Below are 19,626 nucleotides of genomic sequence, written 5' to 3'. Positions count from 1 at the left end.
TTTCAGCCGATCGCGTGGGCCGATCGCACCGCCCGTTCGCAGGCATCGCGCACGGTGTTCTCGTCGCCGGGCCGGCTCTGGCAGCCGATGCTGATCCGGACCGGGCCGTCCAGCAGCACGGTCCAGCGCACCTGATGGCCGGCGCGCACCTCGCGGTATGTCACCGCCGGTCGGCCGGCGCTGGTTGCGGACGGGTCGAAGTCGACGAATACGCCGGGGGGCTCGGCGTCGATCGCGCGCTTCAACCGGTCCGCGGTGCCGTTCAGTGTCTCGCCCGCTACCGGGGACTGGGTGATGTGCAAGGCGACGTCGGGATCCGTCGGGGACGTGACCTGTACGCGCGCCGAACCCGGCCCGCTGAGCACCCGTTGCGTCGACCAGGTCGTCGGGACCGACAGCGCCACCCGGCCTTCCACCAGAAAGGTTGTGGGCGCGGTTGCCACCGGTTTGGGCGCCGCGGCGCCGGGCCGGCCCCTGGTCAGCGCCGTCGGCGCCGCCGCGGCGACGACGATCAGGGCCGCCCCGAGCGCGCTCAGCGTGCGACCGCGCCATCGGACGGCGCCGGCGGATGGGCCGGCAGCCCGCGCGGGGCGGGCGGGCCGTGCGAGCCGGACCAGCCGGATGTCGTTGATCTGGTGAGTGTTCGGGCTTTCCGGTCCGGTTCCGCGCACCGCGTCGGCGATCAACGTCGCCAGCGCCGACGCACCGGTGACGGTGCTCGGCGTGTCGATCAGCACGGCCGCGGGGGCCATCCCGGCGACGATGTCCGCGACGTCGTGGGCGACGGACTGCGGTTCGGCATTGCGCGGTACGGCGGTGACCTCACTGGTGGTGATCGCCACCAGTCGCTCGGCGATTTCGACCACCACGGTCGCGTCCGGCGCGGCGCCGGACGCCTGCATCAGCAGCGACGACCGCGTACGCGTCCGGACCTCGCCCGCCACGGCGGCACCGGCCGCGCGCACCACGCCCACCCGCGCGGCCGACCACCACGACGGATGCACGACCACCAGCGCCTCGCAGTGCCCGCGGATTGCCGATCGCAGCGCGGTTTCCCACAGCGCGTCAACGGCCACCGGGCGCTCCCCCACCAGCGCCACCCGGTCGTCTATCGCATCCAGCGCGGCCCGCACGGTGTCGAGCGACTCGGCATCAACGACAGTGCCTGTGGCGCAACATAATCGGCGGATGGTGCCCGGGCCGGCTTCGACGATCGCGGGATGCTCGTTCATGGCGGGCTCCAGGCGACCTGGACGAGTTCTTCGCCACCGCCGCGAGTGGTCAGCACGCCGCGGCCCGGCGGCAATCTCAGCGACTGAGTGGAACCGAACGACCCGCCGTCGCCCGGGCATCCGCTCATCGTCAGCGTCGTGCAACCGAGGTCGCGCAGGCTCGCCAGCAGTGGCTCGAACATCGCGCGCTCGAGGCCGCCGCTGCGCCGGGCAATGACCAAATGCAATCCCAGATCCGCCGCGTACGGCAAGAATTCGACGATCGGCCCCAGGAGGTTGCCCGCCGGGGTGGCGACCAGGTCGTAGTCATCGACGATGACGTAGAGCTGCGGTCCGGACCACCAGGTGCCGCTGCGCAATTGGGCCTGGCTGGCGTCGGGCGGCGGCATCCGCGTCCGCAGCGACTCGAGCAGGTTTTGCAGCGATACGGCCAGGGCGGCGGGTGACATCGCGTAGCCGTCGAGATGGTCCGATTCGACGACACCGAGCAGGGTGCGGCGGAAGTCGACGACCAACAGCCGGGCCTGCGTGGGCGTCCTCGTCCGCACGATCTCCCGGCACAACGTCCGCAGCGTGGCGGTCTTGCCGCACTCGTTGTCGCCCAGCACGAGCAGATGCGGCACTCGCGCGAAATCGATTGCCACCAAATCTAATTCCCGCTCTCGCAGACCCAGCACCATCGGCGCGCCCGGATCCGGTTTCGATCCGCGAACGATATCCTCGCGATCCACCCGCAGGGGCAGTAGCGGTATCGGCGGGGCGACCGACGCACCGGCGGGGACCTCGGCGATGGGCGCGGCGATCACCATCTGCAGGCCCTCGGGGGAAAGACCTCGGCCCGGTCTGTCGCGCGGCACATGCTGCGCGGCCCGGCGGTCGATTTCGGAATCGGCGGGGTCGCCCAGCCGTAACTCGATGCGGCTGCCGATCTGGTCCCGCAGCGAAGGCCGGACCTCGGCCCACCGCGTTGCCGACAACACCAGGTGCACGCCGAACGAAAGCCCGTGGGCCGCCAGCGCGATGATCGGCTCCGCCAGTGATTCGAATTCTTGGCGCACGCTCGCCCAGCCGTCGATGACGAGGAACACGTCGCCGAACCGATCGTCGCTCATGCGCCCCTGGCGGTATTGGGCGATCGAGGCGATGCTCTGCTCCCGAAACAGCGCTTCGCGGCGACGAATGACCGACTCGCATTCGGCGACTATCCGGCCGGCCAGCCGGGGATCCGCGCGTCCGGCGACCGCGCCGACATGGGGCAGCGCGTGCACCGTCGACAGGGCCCCGCCACCGAAATCCAGGCAGTAGAACTGCACCTGCCCGGGATCGTGCGTGGCGGCCAGGGCGGTGATGAGCGTGCGCAGCGCCGTCGACTTTCCCGCTTGGGGCGCGCCGACCACGGCCACGTGGCCTGCGGCCCCGGACAAATCGACGATCAGCGGTGTCCGGCACTGATCGAAGGGGCGGTCGACGCTGCCGATGGGCACCGTCAGGCGTCCCGGCATGCGGTCGGCGTCGGCCAGTAGGGTCTGCAGCGCCGGTGCCGGCCCGAGTGGGGGCAGCCAAACCCGGTGCGCGGGCGGGCCTTGGCCGGACAACCGGTCCAGGACGGCGTGCGAGATGTTCCTTTCGGGCTTCCCCCTCGCCGTGACGGCCCGGGCGACGGCACCGGTGGCGCCGGTGCTGAACACCCGCACGCCACCGGCCGTCGCGACGGGGACCCGAGCCGGCGTGTACGTGGGCAGCGGCGCCGAAACGGAGGCGGCCTGGAAGCGAATCGGTTCGCCGCCGCTCACTCGCAGGAAGCCGCAACCGGGGGCGCTTGGCAATCGGTAGGCGTCGAGGTTGCCCAGCAGGGTTTGGGATTCGGCGGCCGACAGCGTCTTCAGGCAGAGTCGATACGAGAGGTGGGCGTCCAGCCCACGTAGCCGGCCCTCATCGAGGCGCTGGCTGGCCAGCAGCAGGTGCACGCCCAGCGACCGGCCCAGACGGCCGATGGCGACGAACGTGTCAGCGAAATCGGGTTGCTGGCTGAGCAATTCGGAGAACTCGTCGACGATGACGAACAGCGTGGGCAGCGGGGGCAACGCCGCACCGGCCGCCCGCACGCGCTCGTATGCGGTGACGCTGACGCAGCCCGCCGTCCGCAGCACTTGCTGGCGGCGGTTCATCTCGCCGGCCAGGGCCTCGCGCATCCGGGCCACCAGCGGCGCGTCGTCGGCCAGGTTGGTGATCACCGCCGCCACATGCGGGGCGCTCGCATAGTCGAGAAACGTTGCGCCGCCCTTGAAGTCGACGAGCAGCAGGTTCAGCGCCTCCGGCGAATTGTGGGCCATCATGCCCAGCGCGATGGTCCGCAGCAGCTCCGACTTGCCCGACCCGGTGGCGCCGATGCACAGCCCATGTGGGCCCATCCCTCCTTCGGCCGACTCCTTGATGTCCAGCTCGATGGGCGCACCCTGCGCGGTGATTCCGATCGGTACGCGAAGGCGGTCGCGGTGGCGTTGACCGCGCCACAGCGTGGCCGGGTCGAAACGGTCGGGATCGGAAAGCCCCGTCAGCTCCGGCCAATTGGGGCCCGCACCCCTCGAGCTGTCCGCGTGCGGATGGTACCCGGCCAGCCGGCGGGCGCAAACCAGCGCGTCGATGGGCGACATCTGGTCGGGGCACCATCCCGGCGCCGGTGGGTCCGGCGCCGCGATGCTCAGCGGTGCGCCCTCGCGGGCGTTGCCCACGCCGAGGATGGTCGCGCCGACGATGGGGCCGGTTCCGTCGGCCAGATCGGTGACCACCACCACGTGGGCTCCTTGCACCGCGGCGAGCGCGCGCCGCGCCTGCGCACCACCCGAATAGACCATCCGCACCGGGCCCACCGCGTCGGCATCGGTCGGATGTTGGTTGTGCGGCAGCCATTTCAACCAGTCCCAGCGCTCGCGGTTCTCACCGTCGATGGCGGCGGCGATGAGGACTTGATCGGGTGCGTGCAGCACCGCGAGCTGGCAGACAATCGCCCGCAGTAACCCGCGCGCCTCGGCCGGGTCGCCGTCGACCCGCACCACTGCCCCGCCCCGAAGGTCGATCACGACCGGAGCGCGGATCGTCGCGTGCGCCTCCAGGAAGCGCAGTAGCGCCAGCGCGGTGACCGGATCGCGATGCTGCGGCGCAGGAAGCGACGGCGCGACCAATCGGCGAGCCAGCGGCTGGGGGCCAACGCCCACGCGCACGAGACCGCATTCGGCACCGTCCGGTCGCCGCTCCCACATCCGCGGACCGCCGATCAAGGTCCACAGCGTGTCGGGATCGGGATGGTCCCGGATCGACGAGTAATGCTGTGCCGCGGCGATTTCGGACACGGACCGGCTCAGCCCGCTCAGGTAGTCGAGGTATTGGTCGCGGTCGGCGTCGATGCCACCGCCGCGACGGCGGGTGCCACCGGTCAGCGCGGTCAGCACGGCCGAGACCAGCATCATGGCGGGAAATGCCAGAAACATGGGAGTGCGGGCCGGACCGTTCCCGGCACTGAGCACGGCGGCCATCAGGCCCATGCACACCAGGGACAGCACCACGGGAAGTAGCCGCGGCAACAAGCCCGATGCTGCCGCGGGCGGGAGGCCCGGCGGTGCGTCAACAACGATCTCCGCGGCCGGCATCCCCGACACCGCCGGCAAACTCTGGGTCACCTCATCCCCTTCCCGGTGCGATGACGGTAAGTAGCACCGACATCGGCGACAAGTCACCTGTGGACAGCCGGACACCGCAACGCTCGAACCCGGTTATGTTGTGCCTCAGTCCGACCGAAGGGTTCGCCGTTGCCTGCAATCGATACCGGGCTGCGACGCGTCTGCGTGCATTGGCAGACCGCAGCCGTCGATGTCGCCCTGCCCGCCGAAATCCCTGTCGCCGTGTTGCTTCCGTCGATCGTCGACCTCCTCGGTGTCGACTGCCCCGACGGCGACGCCGTGCGCTACCGCCTGTCGCCGCCGGCCGCGGCCGGCTTGGATCCGTCGATGACGCTGGCCCAGCACGGCATCGCTGACGGTGCGACCCTGCTGCTGAGCAGAAGCACCACACCGTTGCCCGGCCCCCGTTACTTCGATGTGGCGGACGCCGTCGCGGCCGCACTCGACCCGGCCACCGAGCCGCACCACGAATCCTTGCACCGGCACGCGGTCCGCCTGATCGGCGCGGCGGCGGCGATGCTGTTGGGTGCGGCCGGAGGGCTGGTGATCCTGCGTAATGCGTTGGGCGGCAATGGGCGCCGTGATGCTGCCACGACCGCCGTATTGCTCTCGTCCGCTGTCCTCACCCTTGGGCTGGCGACCATCGTGCACCGCGGCCATGGGGACCGGACCGCCGGGCTTGCGCTGAGCGCGATCGCGACGGCGTTCGCCGGGCTCGCCGGATTCGTGGCGGTGCCGGGTGCGCCCGGCGTTCCCCACGTCTTGCTGGCCGCAGCGGCGGCCGGGGTCACCTCGGTGGTGGCGATGCGCGTAACAAGCTGCAGCTCAGTCACTTTAACGGCCGTCTCGTGCTGCACGGTGGTGATCGCGCTGGCGGCGTTGGCGGGTATGATCGGCGGGGCGCCATTGTGCGCCATCGCCTCGGCGGCGGGGGTGGTGTCGCTGGGCCTGCTCTCAGTGGCGCCGCGCGCATCGATCACGCTGGCAGGGTTGGCGCCCCGGCTGGGAACATCCGGGGTGCCCAAGACCGACCCGGGCGACGCGGCCGTGTGCCGCCAAGCGGTGCGCGCCGACAGCTGGTTGACGGGTCTGCTGGCGGGATTGTCGGTATCGGCCGCCCTGGGAGCGATCGCCACCGTGCTCGCCGGAGCGCCGCGCCTGTCGTGCACCGCGTTCGGCACCCTCACCGCCGCGCTGTTGCTGCTGCGCTCCCCGTCCGCCGACATCAGACGAACGCTGGTGTTCGCGATCAGCGGAATCGTCATCGCCGCAACGACATTCGGCGTGACCGCCGCGCGCGCGGCGGTGCACGTACCCTGGGTCGCGGCCGCAACCACGGTGTCGGTCGTCGTGGCCATGTATTTCGGGTTCGTCGCCCCGGCGCGGCCCGCCTCGGCCGTCGTGCGCCGCGGTGTCGGACAACTGGAATGGCTGGCGCTGGCCGCGATGGTTCCCCTGACCTGCTGGATATGTGGACTCTACGGCGCGGTCCGCGGTGTGAGCCTCCGATGATGAGCCCGCGCGCCGGTCGCCTGCTGACGGTGTCGGCGCTGACGCTGGCGGCCGCGCTCGGAAGCCCGACGGCGCAGGCTGTTTCGCCCCCGGACGTCGACGACAGGTGGTTGCCCATACCGGCGCGGCCGGCGCCCCCGTGGCCGACCACACAACGCGAGGTCTGCGCCACGCTGACTGCCGACTCGGGACCGGGCCGCAACCGACCGGCGAATCTCGGCGACCTGTCGGCGGTGTGGCAACTCAGCCGCGGCACCGGACAGCGGGTCGCGGTCATCGACACCGGCATCTCGCGACATCGGCGACTGCCCGATGTGGTGCCCGGGGGTGACTACGTATCCACCGGCGACGGCACGCAGGATTGCGATGCGCACGGCACTCTGGTGGCCGGAATCCTCGCGGCCACAACGGAGTCCAAGTCCGACGGTTTCAGCGGGGTGGCACCGGAGGCCACCTTGATCAGCATTCGCCAGTCCAGTGCCAAATTCACCCCGACCGGCGACCGATCCCGGATCGGGGTCGGCGATGTCGACACCATGGCGAAGGCCGTCCGGACGGCCGCCGACCTGGGGGCCTCGGTGATCAACATTTCCTCGGTGGCGTGCACACCGGCGGCCCAGGCGCCCGATGACCGTGCGTTGGGTGCCGCACTGGCTTACGCCGTCGACGTCAAGAATGCCGTCGTCGTGGCCGCGGCGGGCAACACCGGCGGCGCCGGACAGTGCCCGCCCCAACGTGGCGATGCCACCTGGCAGACCCTCACGGTGACCGTCAGTCCCGCCTGGTACGACGACTACGTGCTGACCGTCGGGTCGGTCAAAGCCGACGGGACGCCCTCGCCGTTCACCCTGGCCGGTCCCTGGGTGGATGTCGCCGCGCCGGGTGAGGCGGTGACGTCACTCGCGCCGGACCCGGTGTCCGGCACTAGCTATGCCGCCCCGATGGTCAGCGGGCTGGCCGCGCTGATCCGCGCTCGCTTCCCGGCGCTGACCGCCCGCCAGGTGATGCAGCGCATCAAGGCGACGGCGCGTCATCCACCCGCGGGGTGGGATCCCCTCGTCGGCAACGGCACCATCGACCCGCTCGCCGCGGTCAGCGCCGGCACCGGCGCACCGGCCGACAGGCCCGCCCCATCGCCGGCGCCCGCGCCGATCGCAGCGCCGGCGCCGGTCGGGCCGCGCGATTCCCGCGCCCGGGACACCGCCCTGCGTGGGGCCGCGATCTGCCTGGTTGCGCTGACGATCGCGGTGGCCGCCGGGGCCGCCCGAGGCCGCCTACGGCGAGCCCGCGACCGCATCGCGGGCGATTGAGGCGTTCCGCCGGCTCAGCTCCGGGCCGGCCGGCAACAGCATGAGCAGCGGCCACGGCGCCGGCGCCGCGTCGGTGAGACCGAGGTCGCGCGCGGCGTCGTCGTCGTGAACGGCGAACCGGACGCCGGTGTCGGTGATCAGGTAGCGGGTGCCGGCGCCGTCGCCCGCCCGCACGTAGGCGCTTCGCCCGGCCGGAACGTACGCGGCGTCCAGCGCGGGGCCGTCACCGTCGGCTTGCGCCAAGGCCACCGGCGTCCGGCCGGCCGGGATGGGCAGCCCGGCCTCCGCCAGGAAGGCGACGCCGGTTCTCTTTCCCTCCCAGCTGGCGCACAACGTGCCGGCGGGATCTGAGAACGTCGGCGGCCGGTCGGGAAAGAGGGCGACCGGCAGCTCGGTGACGACGGGAGCGGACCGGATGGCGTCGGGGGCGACGGTGACGGCGTTGGTCGTGCCCTGCGGGTTGCTGAAGCGCAGCAGGTCGGCGGCAACCTGGCCGATGCGTTGCACCCCGGCGACCAGCACCGCGTAATACTCGTCGCCGTCGGCGCGTGTGATGCGAAGCACACTGCCGACCGGAAACCCGGGCAGTCCCGGCGCCCTGGTGCCGCTGCCGCGGATCCGCGGCGGCGCGATCGGCGGCACCTCCGGCACGGCGTTCAGCAACGCTGGCGAGACGGTCACCGGCGCCCGGCGCTCGAGGCGCAGCGCGCGCACGACAGCAGCGTCGTCGAGGTTCACCAGCGCGCGGTGGCCGTCGTAGAGCAAATAGGCCGGCGAACCCGCGGCCGTCGCCACCAGGATCGCTTCCCCGCCGGTCACCCGGTGCGCCGGTGGCGCCTCGGAGCGTGGGCCGATGATGACGGCCGTGGCGGTGCTGGCGCCGGTGCTAGCGCATATCGCCCAATCCGTATCGTCCGGGGACAGCGGCCTGCCCAGAGACTCCGGTGCCCCCGGAATGCCCAGCAGCGGACCGCGTTTGGTGGCGCTCAAATCGGAATCGGTGACCGGCTGGGGGTTGGCGGCCGTCGCCGCGATGAGCCGGGCCGAAGCCAGGTTGAGCACCGGATGCCAGACGTCGCCCACCCGGACGAAGAGGGCACCGGATTCACGGCTCATCACGATGCGCGCGCGGTCGAGCGCCACGTGCGGTCGCAGGACCGCCAGCAGCGCACAGCCGGCCAGGGCGACAGCGGTGACTACACATCCGCACAGCAGCGATGCCCGGCGCCCACGCGAGCCGGGCCAGGCCGCCCCCACCCCCTCGCCCAGCAGCGCGCCTTCGACGCGCCGCAGCAAATATCGGTGAGCGCTGACCTGCACCCACGTGGCCGGCCGAGGCGGCACGAGATCTCCCCATCCGATGAATCCGTCGACGCCCACGCTACGGCGCCGTTTCGCACCGTCAGAGCGGTTATCCACAGGTCGCGGGCGTTTCGGTTGACCAGAAATCGGGTAAAATCGCCCGGTGAAAACTCACCGCACACGTACCCTTCGGGCGGGCAACGCGCGGTCAGCAGGCCGCTTGCTCGGTCTGGGTGCGTCTGCCCTGGTTATCGCCGCTGGCCTGCTCGCAACCCCCGCCGCGGCGCCCACGGCCTCCGCCGACGACTGCCCGGACGTCGAGGTCATCTTCGCCCGCGGCACCAACGAGCCCCCCGGCCTGGGCCGGGTCGGCGACGCGCTGGTCGACTCGCTGCGCCAGCAGACGGGCGGCCTAAACATCCTGCCCTACGGGGTGAACTACGCCGCCAGCAAGCTGCAGCTGCACGGCGGCGACGGCGCCAACGACACCATCGACCGGGTCAAGAAGAGCGTGGAGAAGTGCCCCAACACCAAGATCGTGCTGGGCGGCTACTCCCAGGGCGCCTCCGTGATGGACATCGTGGCCGGGGTCCCCATCGGCGGCATCAGCTGGGGCAACACCCTGCCCGCGCAATACGCCAACGACATCGCCGCCGTCGTGACCTTCGGTGACGTGGCCGACCGCGCCGGAGGGTCGCTACCCACCAAGAGCGCGATGCTGGGCTCCAAGGCCGCCGACTATTGCAACCCCAACGACCCGATCTGTCACGCGGGCGAGGGCAACGAGTGGAGCGGGCACACCGAGGGCTACGTCCCCGTCTACACCACCCAGGCTGCGGCGTTCGTCGCGCAGAAACTGGCGGCCGCCGGCCTGGGCCAGCAGTCACCCGCCTTCGGTCCGCCCCTGGGCCCCGGCTACGGCCCGCAGCAACCCGGCTACGGCCAGCAGTCGCCGGTTAACGGGCAGACCCCCGGTTCGGGCCCGTCGATTCACGACGGGGGTCCGGGGCCCGCAACCGGCCCGGTCGTCCCGACCACGGCCGCACCGCAAGCACCTCTCGTCTAAATCGTTACCGTCGGGTTATCAACGCCCCCTTAACATCGCTGTGTGAGGCTTATCCCGTTAGGGCTGGGCATCGGAATTGGCGCGACGGGCGCGTTATTGATTGCCCCCCAATTGGTTCCGCATGCGTCGGCATCGTGCCCCGGCGTTGAAGTGGTGTTTGCCCGAGGCACCGACGAGCCGCCAGGTGTCGGCAAGGTGGGCGGCGCCTTCGTCAGCTCGTTGCGCGAGCAGACTCGCAAAAGCGTTGGCGCATATGGGGTGAACTACCCGGCAAGCAAGGACTTTCTGGCAGCCGCCAACGGCGCCAATGACGCCAGCGCCCACATCCAGCAGATGGCCGCCAACTGCCCCGGCACCAAACTGGTGCTGGGCGGGTATTCGCAGGGCGCCGCCGTCGTCGATATCGTCACGGCCGCACCGGTGTCCGGCCTCGGCTACCGCCAGCCGCTGCCGCCCGCGGCCGCCGATCACGTCGCGGCGGTCGCGCTGTTCGGCAACCCGTCCGGCCGGGCGGGTCAACTGATGAGCGCCCTGTCCCCCAACTTCGAGGGCAAGACCATCGACCTGTGCAACCCGGGCGACCCGATCTGCTCGTCGGGCATGCAGTGGAGCTCGCACCTGGGCTACGTGCCCGGATTGACCACCAAGGCTGCGACTTTCGTGGCGTCCCGGGTCTAGCGCGAGCGGATGTCGCGGGTGATGAGGTTGCGCGCGGCCAGCTGGTCGTCTGGCGGGTAGTCCACGGCGACCAGCGAAAGCCCGTGCGCCGGCGCGGCGGCGAAGTCGCTGGATCGCTCGGTGGCGCTGAGCAATTCGCGGCAATAGGACACCGGGCGGCGGTGTTCGCCGACGGCCAGCAGCGCCCCGACCAGTGAGCGCACCATCGACCAGCAGAACGCGTCGGCGCAGACCTGCGCGGTGATCTGGTCGCCGTCGCGGGTCCACTCCAGGCGCTGCAGATCGCGGATGGTGGTGGCGTTCTCGCGATGACGGCAGAACGCGGCGAAATCGTGCAGTCCCAACAGGTCTCGTGACGCCGTCGCCATGGCCTCGACGTCCAGGGGGCGAGGCCACGCGGTGACGTAGCGGGCCTGCAGCGGCTGCACCCCCCAGGGCGCCGTCGAGAGTCGGTACTCGTAGTGACGACGCAGCGCCGAGAACCGGGCGTCGAAACCCGCCGGCGCGCGGGTGATGTCGACGACCCGGACGTCGGTGGGCAGGAATCGACCCAGCCGGCGCAGCAGCGGCAAGAACTCCGGCTCGCCGATAAGCTCTGCGCGCGGATAGGCGTTGGGCAGCGCGTCGGCCGGCACGTCGACGTGGGCCACCTGCCCGGTCGCGTGCACGCCGGCGTCGGTGCGGCCCGCCGCGCGCAGGCGCACCGGCGTGCGGAAGACCGTCGTCAGCGCCTCGTCGAGAATCCCGGCCACGGTCCGCTGGCCGGCCTGAGTGGCCCAGCCCGCGAAACCGGTTCCGTCGTAGGCGATATCGAGCCGCAGACGGACGTCCTCGCTAACTCTCGTCAGCCTCGTCAGCCTCTTCGGCCTTCTCGGCCTCGGCCCGCGCCTCGATGGCCTCGTCGTGCTTTTCTTCGGCGGCGGCCTCCGCCTCCGTGGCCTGCGAAACCTCGGGTGCCTCCGTGGTCTCCTCGGCCGTGGCCTCCTCGGCCGTGGGGCCGACGGCTTCGGAGGGCTCGACGGCCGCCTGAGGCGCCGCCGCCGCGGCGACCGGGGCGTCGGACTTCTTGGAAGCCTTCACCCGTCGCGCCCGGTCGGCCTCGGAGGTGACCGTCTTCTCCCGCACCAGCTCGATCACGGCCATGGGGGCGTTGTCGCCCTTGCGCGGCTCGACCTTGATGATGCGGGTGTAGCCGCCGTTGCGGTCGGCGTAAAACGGGCCGATCTCCGCGAACAGCGCGTGCACCACGTCCTTGTCGCGGATCTTCTTCAGCACCTCGCGACGGTTGTGCAGCGCACCCTTTTTCGCGTGCGTGATCAGCTTCTCCGCGTACGGCCGCAACGCCCGCGCCTTGGGCTCGGTCGTCTTGATCCGGCCGTGCTCGAACAGGGAGGTGGCCAGGTTGGCGAGCAGCGCCTTCTGGTGCGAAGACGACCCGCCGAGGCGAGGTCCCTTGGTGGGCTTGGGCATTGCGACTATCTCCTTGAAGTGGCCGGCCCCCGTATCAGGTAGGGCCGGGACGGACTTTCGTCTGTTGTGTCCGGTTCCTCAGCGGCCGCTGCACGGCCGCATCGTCACCGGACGGCCGTTACAGCTGTTCGGTTTCGGCGTAGTCCTGGTCGTCGTAGGACGCCTCGGAAGACCAGGTGCCGGTGGCGACGTCGTAACCCGCGACCTGCGAGGGGTCGAAGCTCGGCGGGCTGTCCTTGAGCGACAGGCCCAGCTGGTGCAGCTTGACCTTCACCTCGTCGATGGACTTCTGACCGAAGTTGCGGATGTCGAGCAGGTCGGACTCGGTGCGGCTGACCAGCTCGCCGACGGTGTGCACGCCCTCGCGCTTGAGGCAGTTGTAGGAGCGCACCGTCAGGTCCAGGTCGTCGATCGGCAGCGCGAACGACGCGATGTGGTCGGCCTCGGCCGGCGACGGCCCGATCTCGATGCCCTCGGCCTCGACGTTGAGTTCGCGTGCCAGACCGAACAATTCGACCAGGGTCTTGCCCGCCGACGCCAGCGCGTCGCGGGGGTTGATCGAGCTCTTGGTCTCGACGTCCAGGATCAGCTTGTCGAAGTCGGTGCGCTGCTCGACACGGGTGGCGTCCACCTTGTAGGTGACCTTGAGCACCGGCGAATAGATGGAATCGACCGGGATGCGGCCGATTTCGGCACCCGAGGCGCGGTTCTGCACGGCGGGCACGTAGCCGCGGCCGCGCTCGACGACGAGCTCGACCTCGAGCTTGCCCTTGTCGTTCAGCGTCGCGATGTGCAGGTCGGGGTTGTGCACCGTGACACCGGCGGGCGGCACGATGTCGCCCGCGGTGACCTCACCCGGGCCCTGCTTGCGCAGGTACATGGTGACCGGCTCGTCCTCCTCGGAGGACACCACCAGGCTCTTGAGGTTCAAGATGATCGCGGTGACGTCTTCCTTGACGCCCGGCACGGTGGTGAACTCGTGCAGCACGCCGTCGATGCGGATGCTGGTGACGGCCGCACCCGGAATCGAGGACAGCAGCGTGCGGCGCAACGAATTGCCCAGGGTGTAACCGAATCCCGGCTCCAGCGGCTCGATGACGAACTGGGAGCGGCTGTCGGTGAGGACTTCCTCCGACAATGTGGGTCGCTGAGAGATCAGCATGGTGTTTCTTCTTCTCCTTCTCGGCACCCGCTATTTGATGCCGCTGTGTTGCCCGCTCCGACCCGCTGCGCCCGGCTTCGCCGCGCTTGCGATCGTCGCAGACCTGCGCCGGTTCAGCGCAGGGGGTCTTTACTTCGAGTAGAACTCGACGATGAGCTGCTCGGCGAGCGGCACGTCGATCTGCGCCCGCTCGGGCAGCTGGTGGACGAGGATGCGCTGACGCTCCCCCACCACCTGCAACCAGCTCGGGATCGGGCGGTCGCCCGCGGTCTCCCGCGCGATCTGGAACGGCACGTTGTTCAGCGAGCCGTCCCGCACGTCGATGATGTCGTACTGCGACACCCGGTAGCTCGGGACGTTGACGTGCACGCCATTGACGCTGAAGTGTCCGTGGCTGACCAGCTGACGCGCCATCCGGCGGGTGCGAGCCAGGCCGGCGCGGTACACGACATTGTCCAGCCGGCTTTCCAGGATGCGCAGCAGCTCTTCGCCGGTCTTGCCGGGCTGGCGCACGGCCTCTTCGTAGTAGCGACGGAACTGCTTTTCCATCACGCCGTAGGTGAAGCGGGCCTTCTGCTTCTCCTGCAGCTGCAGCAGGTATTCGCTTTCCTTGATCCGCGCGCGGCCGTGCTGGCCGGGCGGGTAGGGGCGCTTCTCGAACGCCTGGTCGCCGCCGACGAGGTCGGTGCGCAACCGGCGCGACTTGCGGGTGACGGGTCCGGTGTAACGAGCCATTGGGTTCTTTTCCTCCTAGACCCTGCGTCGCTTCGGGGGGCGAACGCCGTTGTGCGGCTGGGGGGTGACGTCGGAGATCGCGCCGACCTCCAGACCGGCGGCCTGCAGCGACCGGATCGCCGTCTCCCGGCCCGAGCCCGGGCCCTTCACGAACACGTCGACCTTCTTCACGCCGTGCTCCTGCGCCTTGCGGGCCGCGTTCTCGGCGGCCAGCTGCGCGGCGAACGGCGTCGACTTCCGCGAGCCCTTGAACCCGACGTGACCCGACGACGCCCAGGCGATGACGTTGCCCTGCGGGTCGGTGATGGTCACGATCGTGTTGTTGAACGTGCTCTTGATGTGGGCGGCGCCGTGCGGGACGTTCTTCTTTTCCCGGCGACGGGTCTTCTGCCCCTTCTTGGGGGCGGAGGCTGCCTTCTTGGCTGGTGGCATGGGGGGTTACCTGGCCTTCTTCTTGCCGGCGATGGTGCGCTTGGGGCCCTTGCGGGTGCGCGCGTTGGTCTTGGTCCGCTGGCCGCGCACCGGCAGGCCGCGGCGGTGCCGCAGGCCCTGGTAGCAGCCGATTTCGATCTTGCGCCGGATGTCGGCCTGAACCTCGCGGCGCAGGTCACCCTCCACCTTCAGGTTCGCTTCGATGTAGTCACGCAAGTGGGTCAGCTGGTCGTCGGTCAGGTCCCGGGTGCGCAGGTTCCGGTCGATGCCGGTGGCTTCCAGGATCTCGTTCGACCGGGTGCGGCCGACGCCGAAAATGTAGGTCAGGGCGATCTCCATCCGCTTGTCACGCGGAAGGTCGACGCCTACTAGTCGAGCCATGGGTGGCGTTTCCTCTTTTTTTCTAGGCGGAGGTCTGTTCCCAGCCCGTTCCCGGTCCCACCTGGGTGTTACCGGGGCCCGGCCTCCGACCGGACGTGGATGAGCGACGCTGATTCGTCTTTTTTGGCGCTTGGCGCGCCAGGCAGCTCAGTGGTGCTGGGAGGTCTGCATTCAGTTGTGTTCGGCTGGATCGTCCGACTCCTCCTCAGTCCGTTCACGGACTGCATCGTCGCCGGACGGTGCTGGGACAGGTCAGCCCTGGCGTTGCTTGTGGCGCGGATCGGAGCAGATCACCATGACCCGCCCATGCCGACGGATCACCCTGCACTTGTCACAGATTGGCTTGACGCTCGGGTTCACCTTCACGGCTGTTCGATCCTGTTCTGTCTATTCGTAGGTTGTTGGAGCTCAGGCGCGGTTACTTGTACCGGTACACGATGCGGCCGCGGGACAGGTCGTAGGGAGACAACTCCACCACCACCCGGTCCTCCGGCAGGATGCGGATGTAGTGCTGCCGCATCTTGCCGCTGATGTGGGCAAGCACCTTGTGGCCGTTCTCCAGCTCAATGCGGAACATCGCATTGGGCAGCGGCTCGACCACCCGGCCTTCCACCTCGATGGCGCCGTCCTTCTTGGCCATAACTAGTTAAGAATCCTCGTCGTATAGTTTCGTTCTCGTCTGCGCCTAGTCGACGCGACAGTGCACCGACTTGGAACGTGAGCCGGTGACAGGAAATTCCTAGGGACTTGGCACACAAAAAGTCGGCGCGGATGCCGCACCGTTGTTCCACGATACCTGGTTATTGCCCTCCACCAAAATCGCTGCCGGCGGAACGCGGCCCGCCAGCTCGACCTCCCGCACGGCCGCTGACGAGCGCATACTTAACGCCGATGACTAACCCCTCGGCCCCCTCGGGCCCGCCAGAGGCCGCAGCGCAACCGCGCAAGCCCGTCATGCTGACCGTCGACGACGATCCCTCGGTGTCCCGGGCGGTCGCCCGCGACCTGCGCCGCCACTACGGCGAGCAGCACCGGATCGTGCGCGCGGAATCCGGGCCCGACGCCCTGGGCACGCTCAAGGAGCTCAAACTGCGCGGCGAGACCGTCGCGCTGCTCATCGCCGACTACCGGATGCCGCAGATGAGCGGCATCGAGTTCCTCGAGCAGGCGATGGACCTGTATCCCGCGGCCCGCCGGGTGCTGCTGACCGCCTACGCCGACACCCACGCCGCCATCGACGCGATCAACGTCGTCGACCTGGACCACTACCTGCTCAAGCCGTGGGATCCCCCGGAGGAGAAGTTCTACCCGGTCATCGACGGGCTGCTGGACGCCTGGCGCGCCGCGCCCGAGCACCCCATCCCGCACACCAAGGTGATCGGCCACCGCTGGTCGGCGCGGTCGTGGCAGGTCCGCGACTTCCTGGCCCGCAACGGCCTCTACTACACCTGGTTCATGGCCGACGAGCCCGCCGGCGAGCGGCTGCTCAGCGCGGCCGGCGAGGACGGCAGGCGACTGCCGGTGGTCATCACCCAGCGCGGCGACACCCTGGTCGAGCCCACCGATGCGCAGCTGGCCGAGACGCTGGGCCTGACCACCACGCCGTCGCAGGAGTTCTACGACCTGATCGTGGTCGGCGGTGGGCCCGCCGGCCTGGCCGCCGCCGTGTACGGCGCCTCCGAGGGGCTGCGCACCGTGCTCATCGAGCACATCGCCACCGGCGGCCAGGCCGGGCAGAGCTCGCGCATCGAGAACTATCTGGGCTTCCCCGACGGGGTCTCGGGCGGGCAGCTGGCCGACCGGGCGCGGCGGCAGGCGGAAAAATTCGGCGCCGAGCTGATCACCGCGCGTAAGGCCGTCGCCCTCGAGGTGAACGGATCCAAGCGCACCGTGCGGTTCGCCGACGGCGGCTCGATCGACGCGCACGCCGTCATCCTGGCCACCGGGGTGTCCTACCGCCAGCTGCAGGCGGAGGGCTGCACCGAGCTGACCGGCTGCGGCGTGTACTACGGCGCGGCCATCTCGGTCGCCCCGGAGTGCGAAGACGAAGAGGTCTACGTGATCGGCGGGGCGAATTCGGCCGGCCAGGCCGCGATGTACCTGTCCCGGACGGCCAAGTCCGTCAACATCGTGGTGCGCGCCCCGTCGCTGGAGGCGTCGATGTCCTACTACCTCATCCAGCAGATCGAGGCGAACCCCAAGATCAACGTGCTGACCTGCACCGAGGTGCAGCGCGCCACCGGCGACGGCCACCTCGAGCAGCTGAGGCTGGTGAACAACCGCACCGGGGAGATCGAGGACGTCACCTGCGCGCGGATGTTCATCTTCATCGGCGCCGCCCCGCGCACCGACTGGCTCGACGGGGTGCTGGCCCGCGACGACCACGGTTTCATCCTGACCGGACCGGACCTGCGCAACGTGTGCGGCTGGACGTTGGAACGCCCGCCGCATCACCTGGAAACCAGCGTGCCCGGCGTGTTCGCCACCGGCGACGTCCGCTCGACCTCGGCCAAACGGGTCGCCGCCGCCGTCGGTGAAGGGTCGATGGCCGTCATGCTGGTCCACCGCTACCTGGCCGAGAGCTAGGAGGGGTATGACCGGCTCCGAATCGACCAAGGTGCCCTGTCAGCCCGACGAGCTGCGCAGCCTGTTCCTGTTCGAGGCGCTCACCGACGAGCAGCTCGCGGTGCTGTGCGCCAACGGCCACATTCAGCACTACGAACCCGGTCCGATCTGCGTCGAGGGCGAGCCGGCGACCTGCTTCTACGTCTTGATCGACGGGGAGCTCACCATGAGCAAGCTCTCCGGCGGCCAGGACATCGAGACCAACCGCACCTCGCAGCGCGGCGTGTATTGCGGGGCGTGGCGGGCGTTCACCGGCGGCAAGCAGAAGAGCTACGACGCCTCGGTACACGTGACCAAGCCGTCGCGCTTCTTCGTGATGGACGCGCCAGTGTTCGCCCAGTTCATGCGGGACCAGTTCCCGATGGCGGTGCATCTGCTCGACGGCATCGCCGTCGGCACCGACCGGACCCGCCGGATCATCGACAACCGAGAGAAGCTGCTGGCGCTGGGCCGGTTGTCGGCCGGGCTGACGCACCAGCTGAACAACCCCGCGGCGGCGATCTCGAGGTCCGCGGCTGATCTGCGCGAACGGGTGGCCAACATGCGCCACAAGCTGGCGATGCTGGCCGACGGGACCATCACCCCCGAGGCGCTCAGCGCCCTGGTGCGGCTGCAGGAGCGGGTCGCCGAGCAGGTCGCCAAGTCCGCTGCTCCAGGATCGGGGCAGCACTTGACCGCGCTCGAGACCTCCGACCGGGAGGACGCCGTCGGCGACTGGCTGGAAGAGCACGGCATCGACGGCGGTTGGGACATCGCCCCGACGTTCGTCGAGGGCGGCATCGACACCGATTGGCTGGAGCGGATCTCCGCGGTCACCGAGGAACTCGCATCGACATCGCTGGAGCAGGCGATCCGTTGGATCAACTACACCATCGAGAGCGAGCTGCTGATGAATCAGATTCTGGAAGCCAGCAAACGGATTTCGGCGCTGGTCGCCGACGCCAAGCAGTATTCGCAGATGGATCGCGCCCCGTTTCAGGTGACCAACGTGCACGACCTGCTGCGCAGCACCCTGGTGATGTTCGCCGACCGGTTGACCAAGGACGGCGGCAAGGACGGCGGCAAGGACGGCGGCAAGCACGCGAAGGCGATCACCGTCGTCAAGGACTTCGACCAGACCCTTCCCGAAATCCCTTGTTACCCAGGCGATCTCAATCAGGTGTGGACCAACATCATCGACAACGCGATCGCCGCCATGCGCGACACGGGTGGCACCCTGACCATCCGCACCTGCGCCGAAAGCGACAACCTGGCCCGCATCGAAATCTGCGACACCGGCCCGGGCATACCCGAGGACATCCGCGAACACATCTTCGAGCCGTTCTTCACCACCAAACCCTTCGGCGAGGGCACCGGGCTGGGCCTGGACCTGGCGTTCAACATCGTGGTGAAGAAGCATCGCGGCGACCTGCGGGTGGAGTCGGTGCCCGGGGACACCCGGTTCATCGTGCTGCTCCCGCTCACGGCGCCCGCCGCCGACGTCGCGGCCACCGATCTCGACGATGCCGACGAGGATCTGGCCGTTTCGGAATAGCTTTCGCGGGGCGCGGGTTGGGAACAACCATGACCGATGCTGCGAGCAAACCCAATCTCGGCCGGTTCGGATCGTTCGGACGCGGCGTCACCCCCGAGCAGGCCAGGGACATCGAGGCGCTGGGCTACGGCGCCGTGTGGGTCGGCGGTTCACCCCCCGCCGAGCTGGCCTGGGTCGAACCCCTCCTGGAAGCGACCACGACGTTGCAGGTGGGCACCGGCATCGTCAACATCTGGACCGCGGCCGCGGGGCCCGTGGCCGAATCCTTCCACCGCATCGAGGCGGCCTACCCCGGCCGGTTCCTGCTGGGCATCGGCGTCGGGCATCCCGAGGCGCACACCGAGTACCGCAAGCCCTACGACGCGCTGTCCGACTACCTCAAGCAGCTCGACGACTACGGCGTGCCCGCCCACCGCCGGGTGGTGGCGGCGCTGGGCCCGCGCGTGCTCAAGCTGTCCGCGGAGCGCTCGGCCGGCGCGCACCCCTACCTGAGCACCCCCGAACACACCG

The 19,626-nt window shown here is 69.8% G+C and carries 18 protein-coding genes; 7 read left to right on the top strand and 11 right to left on the bottom strand.

Annotated elements, in window-relative coordinates:
* Positions 1-2 precede the first annotated feature (2 nt).
* Both A5646_RS04380 and eccCa read right to left on the bottom strand, forming a co-directional pair.
* Entirely contained in the window at positions 3-1,232 is a 1,230-nt protein-coding gene (locus A5646_RS04380; protein ID WP_067020121.1) for a type VII secretion-associated protein, read from the bottom strand.
* Positions 1,229-4,879, bottom strand: a complete 3,651-nt coding sequence (gene eccCa / locus A5646_RS04375) for a type VII secretion protein EccCa (RefSeq protein ID WP_067020117.1) — start codon at positions 4,877-4,879, stop codon at positions 1,229-1,231. The genes A5646_RS04380 and eccCa overlap by 4 nt, the downstream gene beginning before the upstream one ends.
* Before the next feature lie 159 nt (positions 4,880-5,038).
* Between eccCa and eccD the strand changes: the two genes are divergently transcribed.
* Together eccD and mycP are read left to right on the top strand one after the other, a co-directional pair.
* On the top strand, positions 5,039-6,421 hold the full coding sequence (eccD, locus tag A5646_RS04370) for a type VII secretion integral membrane protein EccD (RefSeq protein WP_067020114.1): 1,383 nt from the start codon (positions 5,039-5,041) through the stop codon (positions 6,419-6,421).
* On the top strand, positions 6,418-7,731 hold the full coding sequence (gene mycP / locus A5646_RS04365) for a type VII secretion-associated serine protease mycosin (RefSeq protein ID WP_067020111.1): 1,314 nt from the start codon (positions 6,418-6,420) through the stop codon (positions 7,729-7,731). The genes eccD and mycP overlap by 4 nt, the downstream gene beginning before the upstream one ends.
* Here the strand turns inward: mycP and eccB are convergent.
* Positions 7,696-9,075 carry a type VII secretion protein EccB gene (gene eccB, locus A5646_RS04360; protein WP_067020146.1) on the bottom strand — a complete coding sequence of 460 codons (1,380 nt, stop codon included), beginning with the start codon at positions 9,073-9,075 and terminating at the stop codon, positions 7,696-7,698. The genes mycP and eccB overlap by 36 nt on opposite strands.
* A gap of 121 nt (positions 9,076-9,196) precedes the next feature.
* On the opposite strand from eccB, the gene A5646_RS04355 reads away from it, so the two are divergent.
* Positions 9,197-10,099 (top strand): cutinase family protein, encoded by a 903-nt coding sequence (locus tag A5646_RS04355; protein ID WP_197505114.1) that lies wholly within the window; start codon positions 9,197-9,199, stop codon positions 10,097-10,099.
* A 42-nt stretch (positions 10,100-10,141) separates the two neighbouring features.
* Complete coding sequence (locus A5646_RS04350; RefSeq protein WP_066866274.1) at positions 10,142-10,777, top strand: cutinase family protein; 636 nt, start codon at positions 10,142-10,144, stop codon at positions 10,775-10,777.
* Here A5646_RS04350 and truA read toward each other — a convergent pair.
* From truA to infA, 8 genes are all read right to left on the bottom strand, one after another.
* Positions 10,774-11,634: a tRNA pseudouridine(38-40) synthase TruA gene (gene truA / locus A5646_RS04345; protein WP_082976048.1), complete on the bottom strand. Its 861-nt coding sequence runs from the start codon at positions 11,632-11,634 to the stop codon at positions 10,774-10,776. The two genes, A5646_RS04350 and truA, sit on opposite strands and share 4 nt — an antisense overlap.
* Positions 11,612-12,247, bottom strand: a complete 636-nt coding sequence (gene rplQ, locus A5646_RS04340) for a 50S ribosomal protein L17 (RefSeq protein ID WP_066866270.1) — start codon at positions 12,245-12,247, stop codon at positions 11,612-11,614. The genes truA and rplQ overlap by 23 nt, the downstream gene beginning before the upstream one ends.
* 118 nt (positions 12,248-12,365) lie before the next feature.
* Positions 12,366-13,409, bottom strand: coding sequence for a DNA-directed RNA polymerase subunit alpha (locus A5646_RS04335; protein ID WP_007773471.1), 1,044 nt, complete (start codon positions 13,407-13,409; stop codon positions 12,366-12,368).
* A gap of 129 nt (positions 13,410-13,538) precedes the next feature.
* Positions 13,539-14,144: a 30S ribosomal protein S4 gene (gene rpsD, locus A5646_RS04330; protein WP_066866267.1), complete on the bottom strand. Its 606-nt coding sequence runs from the start codon at positions 14,142-14,144 to the stop codon at positions 13,539-13,541.
* Between the two features lie 15 nt (positions 14,145-14,159).
* Positions 14,160-14,576 (bottom strand): 30S ribosomal protein S11, encoded by a 417-nt coding sequence (gene rpsK / locus A5646_RS04325; RefSeq protein WP_008260256.1) that lies wholly within the window; start codon positions 14,574-14,576, stop codon positions 14,160-14,162.
* 6 nt (positions 14,577-14,582) lie between these two features.
* On the bottom strand, positions 14,583-14,957 hold the full coding sequence (gene rpsM / locus A5646_RS04320; RefSeq protein WP_066880444.1) for a 30S ribosomal protein S13: 375 nt from the start codon (positions 14,955-14,957) through the stop codon (positions 14,583-14,585).
* Positions 14,958-15,209: 252 nt separating this feature from the next.
* A complete protein-coding gene (rpmJ, locus tag A5646_RS27770; protein WP_003879483.1) occupies positions 15,210-15,323 on the bottom strand; it encodes a 50S ribosomal protein L36 in 114 nt (37 codons plus the stop codon).
* 52 nt (positions 15,324-15,375) lie between these two features.
* Positions 15,376-15,597: a translation initiation factor IF-1 gene (infA, locus tag A5646_RS04315; RefSeq protein WP_003418601.1), complete on the bottom strand. Its 222-nt coding sequence runs from the start codon at positions 15,595-15,597 to the stop codon at positions 15,376-15,378.
* 251 nt (positions 15,598-15,848) lie between these two features.
* Here infA and A5646_RS04310 point away from each other — a divergent pair, with 251 nt between their 5' ends.
* The 3 genes from A5646_RS04310 to A5646_RS04300 form a co-directional block, all read left to right on the top strand.
* The gene (locus A5646_RS04310; RefSeq protein ID WP_066866265.1) at positions 15,849-17,543 is read left to right on the top strand and encodes an FAD-dependent oxidoreductase; all 1,695 of its coding nucleotides are present in this window, start codon (positions 15,849-15,851) and stop codon (positions 17,541-17,543) included.
* Between the two features lie 7 nt (positions 17,544-17,550).
* Positions 17,551-19,116 carry an ATP-binding protein gene (locus tag A5646_RS04305; RefSeq protein WP_067020105.1) on the top strand — a complete coding sequence of 522 codons (1,566 nt, stop codon included), beginning with the start codon at positions 17,551-17,553 and terminating at the stop codon, positions 19,114-19,116.
* A gap of 29 nt (positions 19,117-19,145) precedes the next feature.
* On the top strand, positions 19,146-19,626 hold a 481-nt coding region (locus tag A5646_RS04300), incomplete at its 3' end, for an LLM class flavin-dependent oxidoreductase (protein WP_156765513.1).

This window comes from Mycobacterium sp. 1245499.0, from assembly GCF_001673615.1.
Classification (GTDB): Bacteria; Actinomycetota; Actinomycetes; order Mycobacteriales; family Mycobacteriaceae; genus Mycobacterium; species Mycobacterium europaeum_A.
Note: the sequence above shows the minus strand (reverse complement) of the source record. Positions and strands in the feature narration are given on the sequence as shown.

What these genes read in the sequence shown, in the direction of transcription:
- A5646_RS04305 (WP_067020105.1), top strand. Translation starts at nt 17,551, where the DNA reads ATGACCGGCTCCGAATCGACCAAGGTGCCCTGTCAGCCCGACGAGCTG.
- mycP (WP_067020111.1), top strand. Translation starts at nt 6,418, where the DNA reads ATGATGAGCCCGCGCGCCGGTCGCCTGCTGACGGTGTCGGCGCTGACG.
- rpsD (WP_066866267.1), bottom strand. Translation starts at nt 14,144, where the DNA reads ATGGCTCGTTACACCGGACCCGTCACCCGCAAGTCGCGCCGGTTGCGC.
- A5646_RS04310 (WP_066866265.1), top strand. Translation starts at nt 15,849, where the DNA reads ATGACTAACCCCTCGGCCCCCTCGGGCCCGCCAGAGGCCGCAGCGCAA.
- rpsK (WP_008260256.1), bottom strand. Translation starts at nt 14,576, where the DNA reads ATGCCACCAGCCAAGAAGGCAGCCTCCGCCCCCAAGAAGGGGCAGAAG.
- rplQ (WP_066866270.1), bottom strand. Translation starts at nt 12,247, where the DNA reads ATGCCCAAGCCCACCAAGGGACCTCGCCTCGGCGGGTCGTCTTCGCAC.
- rpsM (WP_066880444.1), bottom strand. Translation starts at nt 14,957, where the DNA reads ATGGCTCGACTAGTAGGCGTCGACCTTCCGCGTGACAAGCGGATGGAG.
- infA (WP_003418601.1), bottom strand. Translation starts at nt 15,597, where the DNA reads ATGGCCAAGAAGGACGGCGCCATCGAGGTGGAAGGCCGGGTGGTCGAG.
- eccCa (WP_067020117.1), bottom strand. Translation starts at nt 4,879, where the DNA reads ATGCCGGCCGCGGAGATCGTTGTTGACGCACCGCCGGGCCTCCCGCCC.
- A5646_RS04335 (WP_007773471.1), bottom strand. Translation starts at nt 13,409, where the DNA reads ATGCTGATCTCTCAGCGACCCACATTGTCGGAGGAAGTCCTCACCGAC.
- A5646_RS04380 (WP_067020121.1), bottom strand. Translation starts at nt 1,232, where the DNA reads ATGAACGAGCATCCCGCGATCGTCGAAGCCGGCCCGGGCACCATCCGC.